This window comes from Kineosphaera limosa NBRC 100340, assembly GCF_000298215.1.
Lineage (GTDB): Bacteria > Actinomycetota > Actinomycetes > Actinomycetales > Dermatophilaceae > Kineosphaera > Kineosphaera limosa.
The window spans coordinates 99,927-114,073 of record NZ_BAHD01000004.1; the positions used below are offsets into that span (position 1 = coordinate 99,927).

General features: G+C 72.0%; 10 protein-coding genes. 7 read left to right on the forward strand and 3 right to left on the reverse strand.

Annotation, left to right across the window (positions count from 1 at the left end):
- Positions 1–69: 69 nt before the first annotated feature.
- Together KILIM_RS24555 and KILIM_RS01485 are read right to left on the reverse strand one after the other, a co-directional pair.
- Entirely contained in the window at positions 70–207 is a 138-nt protein-coding gene (locus KILIM_RS24555; RefSeq protein ID WP_006590833.1) for a PIN domain-containing protein, read from the reverse strand.
- A gap of 277 nt (positions 208–484) precedes the next feature.
- Positions 485–691 (reverse strand): hypothetical protein, encoded by a 207-nt coding sequence (locus tag KILIM_RS01485; protein WP_006590834.1) that lies wholly within the window; start codon positions 689–691, stop codon positions 485–487.
- Between the two features lie 104 nt (positions 692–795).
- On the opposite strand from KILIM_RS01485, the gene KILIM_RS01490 reads away from it, so the two are divergent.
- Complete coding sequence (locus KILIM_RS01490; protein WP_006590835.1) at positions 796–3,111, forward strand: ATP-dependent DNA helicase; 2,316 nt, start codon at positions 796–798, stop codon at positions 3,109–3,111.
- On the forward strand, positions 3,108–4,148 hold the full coding sequence (holA, locus tag KILIM_RS01495) for a DNA polymerase III subunit delta (RefSeq protein WP_006590836.1): 1,041 nt from the start codon (positions 3,108–3,110) through the stop codon (positions 4,146–4,148). Before KILIM_RS01490 ends, holA begins: the two co-directional genes overlap by 4 nt.
- On the opposite strand, the gene KILIM_RS01500 is transcribed toward holA, so the two are convergent.
- Positions 4,123–5,487 carry an LssY C-terminal domain-containing protein gene (locus tag KILIM_RS01500; protein ID WP_006590837.1) on the reverse strand — a complete coding sequence of 455 codons (1,365 nt, stop codon included), beginning with the start codon at positions 5,485–5,487 and terminating at the stop codon, positions 4,123–4,125. The genes holA and KILIM_RS01500 overlap by 26 nt on opposite strands.
- A gap of 281 nt (positions 5,488–5,768) precedes the next feature.
- Between KILIM_RS01500 and rpsT the strand changes: the two genes are divergently transcribed.
- The 5 genes from rpsT (at position 5,769) to KILIM_RS01525 (ending at position 14,136) form a co-directional block, all read left to right on the forward strand.
- Positions 5,769–6,029 carry a 30S ribosomal protein S20 gene (gene rpsT / locus KILIM_RS01505; RefSeq protein WP_040561846.1) on the forward strand — a complete coding sequence of 87 codons (261 nt, stop codon included), beginning with the start codon at positions 5,769–5,771 and terminating at the stop codon, positions 6,027–6,029.
- 242 nt (positions 6,030–6,271) lie between these two features.
- Positions 6,272–9,178 carry a leucine--tRNA ligase gene (gene leuS, locus KILIM_RS01510; protein ID WP_006590839.1) on the forward strand — a complete coding sequence of 969 codons (2,907 nt, stop codon included), beginning with the start codon at positions 6,272–6,274 and terminating at the stop codon, positions 9,176–9,178.
- 26 nt (positions 9,179–9,204) lie between these two features.
- Positions 9,205–10,110 carry a DegV family protein gene (locus tag KILIM_RS01515; RefSeq protein WP_040561805.1) on the forward strand — a complete coding sequence of 302 codons (906 nt, stop codon included), beginning with the start codon at positions 9,205–9,207 and terminating at the stop codon, positions 10,108–10,110.
- A gap of 175 nt (positions 10,111–10,285) precedes the next feature.
- Positions 10,286–11,563: a ComEA family DNA-binding protein gene (locus KILIM_RS24815; RefSeq protein ID WP_006590841.1), complete on the forward strand. Its 1,278-nt coding sequence runs from the start codon at positions 10,286–10,288 to the stop codon at positions 11,561–11,563.
- On the forward strand, positions 11,560–14,136 hold the full coding sequence (locus tag KILIM_RS01525) for a ComEC/Rec2 family competence protein (protein ID WP_006590842.1): 2,577 nt from the start codon (positions 11,560–11,562) through the stop codon (positions 14,134–14,136). The genes KILIM_RS24815 and KILIM_RS01525 overlap by 4 nt, the downstream gene beginning before the upstream one ends.
- The last annotated feature ends 11 nt before the right edge of the window (positions 14,137–14,147 follow it).

The following is a 14,147-nucleotide window of genomic DNA, read 5'->3' on the forward strand; positions in this document are numbered from 1 at the left end:
TGCACGCACCCTCCCATCGCCGCGGCGGTCCGGCAACTGGGTAAGCGCCCGAAGTGTCGTCGAGCAGAGTCACGGAATCGAGCAACGCGGTGCCACCCGTCGGTGCGCGAAGGAGATCACATCGGCGGCAATGTCGAAGTCGCTGTCGTAGTGGAGCACCGTGAGTCGATGCTCGGCCGCGAGCACCGCCGTCACCAGGTCGGTCATCCCCACCGCTCGATGTCGCCCCGTCTGGGCGAGCTGGAACTGGGCGGTCAGGGCGGCCTGCCAGTGTCGGTCCTCGAGCGGGAGGTACTCGTAGGCGTGCCGGCGACGAAGGCGAATCTCGGCATACTCTGCGTGATCGCGGCGCTGTAGAGGGCCTCTGCATCGAGCGTGGCGCAGGTGGCGATGACCCCTGCCGCCATGAGGGGCCGGACCTGCTCGGCCACAACATCGTGATGCATGCGCGCGGAGGCGCTCGTGTGCAGTAGATAGCGAGCAATCAGCGCCACACGCGGGCTCGCTCCTGCGGATCAGCCAGCTGCGCCATGCCTCCCGCAGCCAACCACTCGAACTCCTCGGCCCGCGCGGCGGCGTCAGAAGCCTGACGAAGCGCTGCGCGCACCGTGTCGGAGACCCCGTCCGTGTTCAGCGCTCGGCGTGCTTCCTCCAGCAACTCGTCGTCAAGATCGATCAGTCGCTTCGTCATGACACGCCTCTATATATGCAGCCTCCTCACAGTATGTGCGTGCGGGATGCTCCGCTTGAGGTCAGCGGAGGGGCGGCGGGGCTGTCGGTGGGAGCACATAGGCTGTGCCGGTGCCTGCCGACCGACGCCGCAGCGGCGACCATGCCGCGCTCGATGCGCTGCTGGAGCGTGCCGTGGCGGGGATCGGCGGCACCCCGCGCGAGGGGCAGGTGCGGATGGCCCACGCGGTCGCCGACGCTGTTGACAGCGGCGAGCATCTGCTCGTCCAGGCCGGGACCGGCACCGGAAAGTCCCTGGCCTACCTCGTGCCCGCCATCGCGCACGCGCAGGCCACCGGGCAGCCCGTCATCGTCGCCACCGCCACGCTGGCGCTGCAGGCCCAGATCGTCGACCGCGACCTGCCACGGCTGGCCGACGCGCTCGCGCCGCGGTTGCCGCGGCGGCCCACATACGCACTGGTCAAAGGGCGCCGCAACTACGTCTGCCAGCACAAACTCGCTGGCGGCTACCCGGCCGACGACGACGATGCCCTGCTGAGTTTCGGCGCGGCGCAGGCCTCCTCCTCCCGACTCGGGGCGGAGGTCGCGCGGCTGCGGGAATGGGCGGGCGAGACCGACTCCGGCGACCGCGACGAACTTGTGCCGGGCGTCTCCGAACGCGCCTGGCGGCAGGTGTCGGTGTCCGCCCACGAGTGCCTCGGCGGCAAGTGCCCCATGGTGGCCGAGTGCTTCGTCGAGCGCGCCCGCGCCGACGCCGCCGACGTCGACGTCATCGTCACCAACCACAGCTTCATGGCCATCGACGCCTTCGAGGACCGCGCGATGCTGCCCGAGCACGACCTGCTGATCATCGACGAGGCGCACGAACTGGTCGACCGCGTCACCTCCACGATCACCGACGAGCTCTCGGCCGGCACCATCACCGCCGCCGCCAAACGCTGCGGCAAGCTCGCCGACACCGCTGACCTGTCCGGGGCCGCCGACCACCTCGAAGCCGCGCTGGCCACCGTGCCCGAGGGCCGGCTCGAACAACTCCCCGAGCAGGTCGCCCTCGGGCTCGCCAGCGCGCTCGAAGCCGCCCGCGCCGTGCAATCGCAGATCAAAGGCGATAAGGCCGCCGCGGGAGAGGCCGACGGCGCCAAGGCCCTGGCCAAGGCCGCGGTCGACGAGGTCTTCGAGGTCACCGAACGCCTCCTCGACGGGCGCGACCTCGACGTCACGTGGCTCAGCCGAGACCAACGTCGCGGCACCAGTGCCCTGCGCGTCGCGCCCATGAGTGTCGCGATGCTCGTGCGCGACAAGATCTTCGGCGAGCGCACCGTCGTGCTCACCTCGGCGACCCTCGAACTCGGCGGCACCTTCGACGCGGTAGCCGGCACCATCGGCCTGCGCGGTGAGAGCGCCCCGGCGTGGACCGGCCTCGACGTCGGCAGCCCCTTCGACTACGCCCGGCAGGCCATCGCTTACGTCGCCGCGAAACTCCCGCCACCCGGGCGCGACGGCACCGCCCCCGAATCCCTCGATGAACTCGAGGCGCTCGTCCGCGCCGCCGGGGGCCGCACCCTCGGCCTGTTCTCCTCGATGCGCGCCGCGCAGGCCGCCACGGAGGCGATGCGCGACCGGCTCGGCGACGACTGGCCGGTGCTCTGCCAAGGCGAAGACCAGATCGCCACGCTCGTGCGCGAATTCGCCCGCGACGCCCGCACCTGCCTGTTCGGCACCCTGACCCTCTGGCAGGGCGTCGACGTGCCGGGCTCGGCGTGCCAGCTCGTCGTCATCGACCGCATCCCCTTCCCTCGGCCCGACGACCCGCTCGCCTCGGCCCGCAGCCGCGCGATCGCCTCGATGGGCGGCAACGGGTTCATGGCCGTCTCCGCCACCCACGCCGCGCTACGCCTGGCCCAGGGCGCCGGGCGGCTCGTGCGCCGGGCCGACGACCGCGGCGTCGTCGCCTTCCTCGACCCGAGGATGATCACCGCCCGCTACGCCGGCTTCCTGCAGGCCTCGCTGCCGCCGTTCTGGCCCACCACCGACCGCAAGCTCGTGCTGGGGGCCCTGACTCGTCTCGACGAGTCGGCCGCGCCGCCGCTGCCCGTCGCCGACCCCAGACCGCGGGGGCGCACCGTCGCCCCACCCGCGGCGGCCCCCACCGGTGAGCACCCCGAGCCACCCACCAGCGAAAGCTCCGGGGCCGGCGAGAGCCCTGGCGTGATCGCCACCGGCGCGCCCGCACCGGTCAGCAGCCGGACCGCGGTCGTCGACGGGCACGCCTGGGACGAGGAGGCCGACGAGGCGCTGCGCGAAGCCGGCGAGTCGGGGGTCGACGCCGAGACGGTCGCTGAGCATCTCGACCTACCCGTCGAGGTCGTGCAGGCCCGCGGCCGCCAACTGGGCCTCGAATTCACCGCGGAGGTGTCGTGAACGCCCCGAATGCCCCGAACACTGCGAACGCCCCGAATGTCGCGAGGACCCAGAGAGCCCCTGGCGGTGCGCCGGTCAGCGCGGCCGTCCCACCGCTGGTGCTGGTCACCGGGCCCGAGCACGTGCTCGCCGCTCGCGCGATCGGCGCCACGCTCGACGCGCTGCGCACCGCGGACCCGCAGATCGAGGTCGTGCGCCTGGACGCAGCCGGCTACGAGGCCGGCGGCATCGGCATCCACTCCAGCCCGTCGCTGTTCGGCGGCGCCAAGGCGCTGCTCGTTCGCGACGTCGACGAGGGCAACGACGACCTCATCGACGACCTGTCCGCCGCGATCGCCGCCCCCGCCCCAGAGGTCACGCTCATCGTGGCCCACAAGGGCGGCAACCGCGGCCGCAAGATTCTCGACGCGATGAAGAAGGCCGGCGCTCGCGTGCTGGAGGCGCCCGCCATCAAGTCCGACCGCGACAAGTCCGACTTCGTGCAGGCCGAGTTTCGAGCCCACTCGCGCCGCATCAGCCCCGGCGCGGTCCGCGCCCTCGTCGAGGCCGTCGGCAAAGACGTCACCGAATTAGCCTCCGCCTGCGCCCAACTCATCGCCGACACCGAGGGCGTCGTCGAGGAGGACACGGTGGAGACCTACCACGGTGGTCGAGTCGAGGCCACGGGCTTTCGGGTCGCCGACGCGGCTCTGGCCGGCAACACCGCCGAGGCTCTGCGGCTGCTGCGCCACGCGATCGCCGGCGGGCTCGACCCCGTTCCGATCGTGGCGGTCCTCGCCTCCCAGCTGCGGCAGCTCGTCAAGGTCTCCGGCACCGGCCGTGGGCCCTCGGGGCAGGTCGCCAAGTCGCTGGGCATGGCCCCCTGGCAGGTCGACCGCGCCCGTCGCGCCCTGCACGGTTGGGACGACGACGGTCTGGGGCGCGCCATCTGCGCTGTGGCCGCCGCCGACTTCGACGTCAAAGGCGGCGGCCGCGACCCCGTCTACGCGGTCGAACGCGCGATCCTGGCGATCACTCGCGCTCGCGCCGGGCGATGAGGCGGCGCATTCGCCGACGGGCACTCAGGCCGTGTTCGTGCGTCCACTGCCGCGCCGACAGGCTCGTCAGGGCGTAGATCGTCAACAGGTCCAGCGTCAGGGTCAGCATGGCGAGCCCGGCCGGCCGATCCCGGCCGAGGTACTGCACGAGGCTGGCCAGCTGGGAGAACGTCAAGGCCGCGAGCATGCACAGCCGAGCCCACCGGCTCCCCAAGAAGGTCAGCCACGCCATTGCGGCCATCAGCAGGTACACCACGACGAGGAAGGCGAGCAGCGTATAGAGCACGAAGGTGGTGGCCTGCGGGTCGGTGGCGACGAGTTCGGCCTCGACCTCGCCCAGCAGCTCCTCCAGCTGGTCGATCGCCACGCCGAGTGAGATCAACAGCGACAGCACCGTCAGCACCCCAGCGGCGACGACACTGAACGGCCGGCGACCCACCCGGTGCAGCACGTCCTCGTCCTGCGGCTCTGTGGCCGCCTGCTGCGGTGCCGGCGCGATGGCGCTGACATCGACGACCGGCAGGTCACCGTCGGTGCGCACCGCGTCGCCGCCGCCGTTGCGCGAGTGATAGCCGGTCGAGAAGTCCGCAATGGTCCGCACCGGCACGTGTGGACAGGCGTGCCGGATCGAGTCGACGATGTAGTCACGCTCGATGTCGAGGTCTGCGTCGATGCGGTGCGTCACCTGCAGCGTGAAGAACGAGAGCCCGACGGCCCGGTCGTAGCTGCCTGCCGCGATCCAGTCGACCTTGTGTCCGCCGGGCAGCAGCCACCCCGGCGGGCACGGCCAGAAGCGCACGTGATGGCGCTGCGCAGGATTGCCCTCGACCTCCTGCTGAAATGCGAACGCCTGCTGCTGCCCGAAAAGGAACAGCGGGCTGACCGGGGCGCGCGCGTAGCTGCGGCGGGTCAGCGACGCGACCACGATCCGCACGCTGGAGGTGAGGTTCACCGGATCGGCCTCGATCCAGCCCGCCTCGCGCATCGTCTCCCGGATCTGATCGCCGGAGCCCGTGAACGCCAGATTGACCGGATCGCCGAGCAGCCCGTCGCTCGTGCGCGTGCGGCCGATGAAGTAGTCCGGCACGTAGATCGCGGTGAGCACCCGGTGCAGCCGGGGGAGCGCCAGGTAGGCCAGCACCGCCCAGAACACCAGCAGGTAGGCGCTATTGGCCCAACCGCTGACGCCCTGACGCAGCACGACCCAGGCGAAGAGGAACGCAAAAACCGTCGCCGCACCGAAGAACAGGTTCTCCAGCAGCGCCAGGAGCAGCGCCGGGCGCAAGCGCAGCCCCAGCACCTTCACCGGCGGGTGGTCGTAGACCGGAGGCCGTCTCATCGCTCGCCCTTCCTGGTGCTGTGCCGGTGCGTTGCTGGTGCGTTGTGCGTCCGTGATGCTATTCGGTGGCTGCGGGCGTTTTGGGAGGTCGGGGTGCCCGCTGGTAGCTTTGTCTCTTGCGTGCGCGCCCAGGTCGTGCGCGATTTCACGCACCAGCTCTCCCTTGACCGGATCGAGCCATGACCTTAGTGCCTCCTAGGTGGCGCGTCGCGGTCCGGTATCGAGGGTGAGCCTGCCCGGCCGCCGTGGTCGGTGCAGCCGATCGACCGGAAGAGAACATCGTGGCAAACATCAAGTCCCAGCTGAAGCGCATCAAGACGAACGCGAAGCGCACTGAGCGCAACCGCGCGGCCAAGTCGGAGTTGCGCACGTGGGTCCGCAAGTTCCGTGAGGCCGCGGCCTCGGGCGACAAGGATGCTGCGGAGACCGCCCTGCGCCAGGCGAGCAAGAAGCTCGACAAGGCCGTGAGCAAGGGCGTCATCCACAAGAACCAGGCCGCCAACAAGAAGGCTGCGATGGCCAAGGCCAACAACGCCCTCTGAGCCGCATCATCGCGCACGTGTGCGCACCGACGGACCCGTCCATCACGGACGGGTCCGTCGTCGCGTTCGCGCCCTGGGGTAGGCTGATTCCATGGCGCAGCAGCGACTTCTTCGCTAGCCGCCCGACCCGTCACACACCGGTCGGAGCGGCGGACCCCTCGATGCCCGAGGGGTTTTTGTGTGTCCGCCGCTGGCCACCCGGAGTGGCCACGAGCCGCCCCCGCTTGTAGGAGAAGAAACGGATGACTGACACCACGGCCTCCCATCCTCACCGCTACACGGCGGAACTGGCCGACCGCATCGAGCGTGACTGGCAGCAACGCTGGAGCGAGCAGGGCACCTACCACGCCGCCAACCCCGCCGGCCCGTGGGGCGAGCCAGACGTCGAGGACCAGCCCAAGATGTTCGTGCTCGACATGTTCCCCTATCCCTCCGGGGCAGGGCTGCACGTCGGGCACCCGCTGGGTTATATCGCCACCGACGCCTTCGCCCGGCATCAGCGGATGACGGGCAAGAACGTGCTGCACACCGTGGGCTACGACGCCTTCGGCCTGCCCGCCGAGCAGTACGCCATCCAGACCGGTCAGCACCCGCGCATCACGACGGAGAACAACATCGCGACCATGCGCCGTCAGCTGGCCCGCCTGGGGCTGGGGCACGACGAGCGCCGGTCGGTCGCCACGACCGACGTCGCGTTCTACCGCTGGACGCAGTGGATCTTCCTGCAGCTGTTCAACGCGTGGTTCGATCCGGCCGCCCCCAACGCCGCCGGCACCACCGGCCGCGCCCGCCCGATCGCTGAGTTGGAGGCGCAGTTCGCCTCCGGGGAGCGCACCCCCGCCGACGGGCGCGCCTGGGCCGACCTGACCGACGTCGAGCAGCGCACCATCATCAACGGGTACCGCTTGGCGTACGTCTCGCAGGCGCCGGTCAACTGGTGCCCGGGGCTGGGCACGGTGCTGGCCAACGAAGAGGTCACCGCCGACGGCCGCAGCGACATCGGCAACTTTCCGGTCTTCAAGCGCAACATGCGCCAGTGGATGATGCGCATCACCACCTACGCCGACAGGCTGCTGTTCGACCTGGACCGGGTCGACTGGCCCGAACCCGTCAAGCTGATGCAGCGCAACTGGATCGGCCGCTCCACCGGCGCCAACGTCGATTTCGCGGTGCGCACGATCGACGGGGCGCAGGAGAACATCGAGGTCTTCACGACCCGGCCCGACACGCTGTTCGGTGCCACGTTCATGGTGCTGGCTCCCGAGCATCCGCTCGTCGAACGCCTGGTGCCGGACTCCTGGCCCGAGGGCACCCGGGAAGCGTGGCGGGCCGGCGCGGACAGCCCGCGCGCCGCCGTCGACGCCTACGTGCAGGCCGCCGCCCGCAAGACCGACCTGGAGCGCCAGAGCGAGGTCAAGGAGAAGACCGGCGTCTTCACCGGGGCTTTCGCGGTCAACCCGGTCGACGGTCGGGCCGTCCCGGTGTTCGTCGCGGACTACGTGCTGATGGGTTATGGCACCGGCGCGATCATGGCCGTGCCCGGCCAGGACGCCCGCGACTGGGACTTCGCCCAGGCGTTCGATCTGGACATCATCCGCACCGTCCAGCCCACCCCCGAGCACCCTGACGACCAGGCGTTCGTCGGCGACGGCCCAGCGATCAACTCCGCCAACGCCGACCTCGACCTCAACGGCATGGGGGTCGCACAGGCCAAGGCCGCGATGATCGAGTACCTGGAGGGCAAGGGCACCGGCCGCGGCACCGTCACCTACAAGCTGCGCGACTGGCTGTTCAGCCGCCAGCGGTACTGGGGCGAGCCGTTTCCCATCGTCTACGACGAGGACGGGTTGCCCGTCGGGCTGCCCGACTCGATGCTGCCGGTGACGCTGCCGGAGGTCGACGACTACTCCCCGCAGAAGCTGGACCCCAACGACGTGACGAGCGAGCCGACTCCGCCGCTGGCGCGCGCCACCGACTGGGCCAGCGTCGAACTGGACCTGGGGGACGGTCCGCGCACCTACACGCGCGAACTGAACGTCATGCCGCAGTGGGCCGGCTCCTGCTGGTACGAGCTGCGCTATCTGGACCCGGCCAACGAGGTGGCCTTCGTCGACCCGGAGGTCGAGCGGTACTGGATGGGTCCGCAGGCACAGCCGGTCGCGGGCTCGCCCGCCGGGCTGGGCGACGTGGGCGGCGTCGACCTGTACGTCGGCGGCGTCGAGCACGCCGTGCTGCACCTGCTGTACAGCCGGTTCTGGCACAAGGTGCTCTTCGACCTGGGCCACGTCAGCAGCGCCGAACCGTTCCGACGCCTGTTCAACCAGGGCTACATCCAGGCCTACGCCTTCCGCAACGAACGCGGGCAGGTGCTGCCCGCCGCCGAGATCGAGGAGTCGCTCGACGACTCCGGCCGGGCCGTCTACACCTGGCAGGGCGAGAAAGCCGTGCGCGAGTACGGCAAGATGGGCAAGTCGCTGAAGAACGTCGTGTCGCCCGACGAGATGTACGAGCAGTACGGCGCCGACACCTTCCGCGTCTACGAGATGAGCATGGGTCCCCTCGAGCTGTCCAAGCCCTGGGAGACTCGCGCGGTCGTCGGCGCGCAACGCTTCCTGCAACGGCTGTGGCGCACCGTCGTCGATGAGGAGACCGGCGCGGCGACGGTCAGCGACGAGCCGGCCGACGAAGAGCTGCGGCGGCTGCTGCACCGCACCATCGAGGCCGTCGATGTCGACTACGCCAACCTGCGGTTCAACGTGGCCATCGCCAAGCTCATCGAGTTGACCAACGCCCTGACCAAGTTGGGCCGCTCGCCGCGGGAGATCGTCGAGCCGCTGGTGACGATGGTCGCGCCCGTCGCCCCGCACATCGCCGAGGAGCTGTGGCACCGACTGGGGCACACCGACACGATCGTGTACCAGCCGTTCCCCGTGGCCGACCCCGCGTACCTGGTGCAGGAGAGCGTCACGTGTGTCGTGCAGGTGCTCGGTAAGGTGCGGGCCCGCATCGAGGTGCCCGCCGACATCGACGACGACGCGCTGGTCGAGCTGGCCAAGGCCGAGCCGCGGATCGCCGCGCTGCTCGACGGCAAGACGGTGCGCAAGGTCATCGTGCGCGCGCCGAATCTCGTCAACATCGTCGCGAACTGACGAGTGGGCGAGCGGGTTCAGCGGTGATGGCGCCGCAGGAGGAGGCCGCGCCGGTCGGTCCGGTCGCGCTCGTCACCGACTCGACGGCGGCGTTGACCTCCTCGGAGGCGCGTGACCTGCGGGTGAGCGTGGTGCCGCTGCACGTCGTCGTGGACGACGAGGAGTTCACCGAAGGTGTCGACATCAGCCCGCAGGAGGTCATCGAGGCGCTGCGAAAGGGGCGGCGGGTCAGCACGTCGCGGCCCTCTCCGGCGGCGATGCTCGCCTGCTACGAGGCGCTCGCCGACGCCGGGGCCACTGCGATCGTCTCGGCGCACCTGTCCGCGCAACTGTCGGGGACCTGCGACGCGGCGCACCTCGCCGCCCGGGAGGCCCCCGTGCCGGTGCGGGTCGTCGACTCCGGCTCCACCGGACTCGGCCTGGGCTTCGCGGTCGAGACAGCCGCGCGGGAGCTGCGTGAGCCGGAGGCGTTCGGCGACGGGCGCTCGGCGCCGGAGTTGGCGGACGCGGTGGGGGCGGCGCTGGCCCGGCGCACCCGCAACTCCACAGTGTTGTGTTACGTGCACAGCCTGGACTGCCTGCGCCGGGGAGGCCGCATCGGCGCGGCCGCGTCGTTCCTCGGTGGGGCGTTGGCGATCAAGCCGATCATCGCGCTCGCCGGCGGTCACGTCGAGCCGGTGGAAAAGCTGCGCACCAGCGGGCGCGCGTTGGCGCGACTCGCGCAGTTGGCCGGCGAGGCGGTGGCCGCCGGGGGACCAGGCACCCGCGTCGCCATCCAGCACGCCGACGCCCTCGACTACGCCGAGAACCTCGCCGCCGACCTGGTGGAGGCCGCCGACTCGGAGTTGCCCGTGCAGATCCGTGAGCTGCCCGCCGTGCTCTCCGTGCACCTTGGTCCCGGCACCGTCGCCGCAGTCATCGCGCCCGCCTAGGGAGCCGACGACTGCGCGGGTCTGCCAAGGGACGGCGATCCTGGGGGCTGACCACGCCTCCGGGTAACGACAGGGCGAACGGTTGTCCACAGGCCCCGGGTCGGCGTGCGGTCCATCCACAGGCCCGGGGGCTGCCGCGAGCGCGGCGCGGGGCGATCGATCTACGGTCTGGCACATGGCCCGATCTCGTACCGACGGCTATCGCGGCGACAACGGTCCCTGGCGCGGCGAGGCGAGTTCCAGCGACGAACCGCGGCTGCGCAGCCTCCTGGGCAGACGCGTGTCCGCCGGCGAGCCCGCGCCGCCGCCTGATCGGTGGTCTGGTGCGTGGGAGTGGCAGGCCGATCTGCCGGGCGAGCCGCAGGATCCGACGGACGTCACGGAGCAGGAGACGAGCGAGCAGGAGGCGAGCGAGCAGGAGGCGAGCGAGCAGGAGGCGAGCGACCAGGAGGCGAGCGACCAGGGGACGGCGGAGCTGGGCCTGCTGGCGTGGGATTCGGTGGAGCAGGATGTGCCCGAGCTGGAGCCGATTGGGCCGGTGGTGCGGCATAGAGTGCCGCGCGAGGTGACCGATCCGTTCGTGCGGCCGATGCAGTTGCCGGGAACGCTGCGCGGCGCTCGCGTGCGGGTCTCGCCGCTGGCGCTGCTCGGCGTCGTCGTGGCGCTGTGCGTCGTCGCGGGCGTGGTCGGGGTTCGGGTGTGGTTGGCGCAGTCGTCCGCCCAGCCCGTCCCGGTGGCTGCGCTGGGGGGCTCCGCGGGAGCTTCCCCGGCCGAAGATTCCCCGGCCGACGGGGCGGCGGCCACGATCACCGCGCCCTCTGTTCCCGGCCAGCCGGCGCCCAGCGCCGGCGCGGCCCACCAGGTCGGCTCGGCAACCGCCACCGAGCAGGCGCCGACGGCGGGCCAGCAGACCCAGTCCGGGTTCGCTGGGGCGCCCGGGGACCCCGGGAGCCCAGGGGTGGGGCCCGCCGGGCAGATCGTGGTGCACGTCGTGGGGGCGGTCAAGAAGCCGGGCCTCGTGCGCCTGGACGCCGGGGCGCGGATCGGCGACGCCGTGCGCCGCTGCGGCGGGCTGAGCGCTGCGGCGGACCCGGCGAGCGTCAACCTGGCCCGCGCGGCTGCTGACGGCGAACAGGTGGTCGTACTTGCCAAGGGGCAAGCCCGACCACCGGCTGCCCCCGGCGGCACGGGCGGGCCGGCGGCTCCGGGCCCGGGCGGAGCCGGCGGATCGGGCGGGTCCGGCGGGTCCGGTGGCGGGGCTGGGCAGGTCGACCTCAACAGCGCGGATGTCGCCGCGCTCGACACGCTGCCGGGGGTTGGCCCGGTGACCGCCCAGAAGATCCTCGACTGGCGGGCCCAGAACGGGCGTTTCGGCTCCGTCGACGAGCTCGCCGAGGTCGCCGGCATCGGTCCTAAGACCTTGGAGCGGCTCCGCCCGCATGTGCGCGTGTGACGGTGCGCGACTCGACGCGGGCGCAGCTGCGCCGCGCAGGCTCAACCGGCGGCGGGAAGACCGGTGCGGCCAAGGTCTTGGACGTGCGACTGCTGCTGGCCGCCGCAGTCGGGTGGGCCGTGCTCGTCGTGGCGCTCGGCGCGGGCTGGGCGGCGGAATCGGTCGGGCTCGTCGGACTGGCGGCCTTATCCCTGGCCGCCGGGGCCGCGCTGGTGCCCGTGGTCTTGCATCGGGCGCGGCGTGGCGGTTCTCCGCCGCTGGGTCGGACCTGCGATGCCCAAGCAGCCGTCGCGGACCTCGCGCCGGCCGAGACCTTTCGGGCAGCTCGAGTCGGGACTCGCTCCACCGTGTTGCTGGCAGCGGTGGGGCGGGCCTGCGGCGCCGGGCGCACCGCCGCGATCCTGACCGGCCTCATCACCGGCATGCTGTGTGTCAGCGCGGCAGGCCAGCTGGCGGTGCGCGACGCGGGGCCGTTGGCCGAACTCGCGGCGGCTCGCGCAGTCGCCACGGTGGAGGCCACCATCGCGGAGGACCCCCGCCTCCTACCCGTCGATGCCGAACGGCGCGCACCGCGTGCGATGGCCCGCCTCGTCGTCACCGCCGTGACCGCCCGCGGCCACACGACCGCCGTTCGCACCTCCGTCATGCTCATCGGCCCCGCGGACCTGGCCGACCTGCAGTGGCGCCAACGCATCCGGCTCACAGGTCGCTTGGGTCCGGCGGAACCCGGCGACCGCGCCGTGGCCTGGCTGGCCGCCACCGGGTCCGTTGAATCGGTCGCCCCTGCGGGTGCGATGCTGCGCCTGGCCGAACACGCGCGCGGGCGCTTGCGGCAGGCGGTCGCACCCTTGCCGCCCGACCCGCGGGGTCTGCTGCCCGGCCTCGTCATCGGCGACCGCAGCCTGACCCCGGAGTCGCTGACCGAGGACATGCGAATCACCGGCATGACCCATCTGACGGCCGTCTCAGGCAGCAACGTCACGGTCATCGTCGGCGCGGCGGTCCTGCTGTCGGGGTTGCTGGGGGTGCGCCGCCGTTGGCGCCCGCTGCTGGCCGGCGCCGCCATCGTGGGCTTCGTCGTGCTCGCCCGGCCCGACCCCAGCGTGGTGCGGGCCGCCGTCATGGGCGGCGTCGGGCTCCTGGGCATGACCGCGGCCCGTCGCTCTCTGGGGCCGTCGGCGTTGGGGACCGCCGTGACCGTGCTGCTCGTGGCCGACCCATGGCTCGCCCGGTCCTTCGGGTTCGCCCTGTCGACCCTGGCGACCTTCGGCCTGCTGGCGTTCGCCCGCCCGTGGGGCGAGGCGATGGGCCGATGGTTGCCGGGCTGGGCCCGCCCGCTGGCCGACGCGACCGCGATCCCGCTCGCCGCGCAGGCGACCTGCGCCCCCGTCATCGTGCTGCTGCAGGGCTCGGTGCCGATCGTCGGCATCCTGGCCAATCTGGCTGCCGCCCCGTTCGTGGCGCCCGCCACGATCGCCGGGGTCCTCGCCGCGCTGACCGCCGCGCTCTGGCTGCCGGCGGGCACCATGTGTGCGTGGCTGGCCGGGATGCCCGCGTGGGTCATCGCGCTCATCGCGCACAGCCTGGCTCCGGTGCCGTTCGGCACGATGCCCTGGGTCGACGGCACCTCGGGAGCCCTGCTCCTGGCGGTCGTGACGATTCTGGCGCTGCTCTGTGCGCCGTACGCGCTGCATCAGGCGCGTCGTCATCCGTGGCGGGCCGCAGGGGCCGGGGTACTTCTGCTCGCGCTGATCTGGCCGACGCCGCGAGCGCAGCCACCCGCGCAGTGGGCGTTCACCGCCTGCGACGTGGGGCAGGGAGATGCACTGCTCGTGGCGACCGGGCCGGGTCGCGCGGTGCTCGTCGACGCCGGCCCCGACCCGAGCGCGATCCGGGGCTGCCTGGACCGGATGGCGATCACCGCCCTCGACGCGATCTTCCTCACCCACTTCCACGACGACCACGTCGCCGGGTTGCCCGGTGCGCTGGCGGGGCGCAGCGTCGGCGCCCTCTACGTCAGCCCGCTGCCCGACCCGGCGTACCAGGTGCGGCTGGTGGGGCAGTGGGCAGCCGAGGCGGGGCTGACACCGGTGGCCGTCGGCGCCGGCTCGCACTTCGACTTCGAGGGCGTGCAGGTCGCCGCCCGCGCCCCGGCCCGGATCACCGCCGAAGGATCACCCCCGAACAACAACAGCGTCGTGCTCGACGTGCGGACCTCCCGCCTGCGGCTGTTGCTGCTCGCCGACATCGAACGGGAGGAGGCCGCCGTGCTGGCCCGGGACTTACGGACCGACCCCGACCCGCGGCCGGTCGATGTCGTCAAGGTCGCCCACCACGGCTCCGCGAACCTTGATCGCACGCTCGTCCGCGAGATCGCCGCACCGGTCGCGGTGATCAGCGTCGGCGCCGACAACACCTACGGCCACCCCGCCCCCAGCGCCATGGCCGCGTACACCCAGGCTGGCGCCACCGTGCTGCGCACCGACCGCGACGGCGACATCATCCTCTCCGGCGCGGACCCGCCCGCTCCCGAGGCCCGCACCCCCATCTTCGTCACCCGCTCCCGCGGCTGAGACGTCGAGCT

Bases quoted from the DNA above. Each gene is read 5' to 3' on its own strand.
- KILIM_RS24555 (WP_006590833.1), bottom strand. From the start codon at position 207: ATGACCGACCTGGTGACGGCGGTGCTCGCGGCCGAGCATCGACTCACG.
- KILIM_RS01485 (WP_006590834.1), bottom strand. From the start codon at position 691: ATGACGAAGCGACTGATCGATCTTGACGACGAGTTGCTGGAGGAAGCA.
- KILIM_RS01500 (WP_006590837.1), bottom strand. From the start codon at position 5,487: ATGAGACGGCCTCCGGTCTACGACCACCCGCCGGTGAAGGTGCTGGGG.
- leuS (WP_006590839.1), top strand. From the start codon at position 6,272: ATGACTGACACCACGGCCTCCCATCCTCACCGCTACACGGCGGAACTG.
- KILIM_RS01515 (WP_040561805.1), top strand. From the start codon at position 9,205: ATGGCGCCGCAGGAGGAGGCCGCGCCGGTCGGTCCGGTCGCGCTCGTC.
- KILIM_RS24815 (WP_006590841.1), top strand. From the start codon at position 10,286: ATGGCCCGATCTCGTACCGACGGCTATCGCGGCGACAACGGTCCCTGG.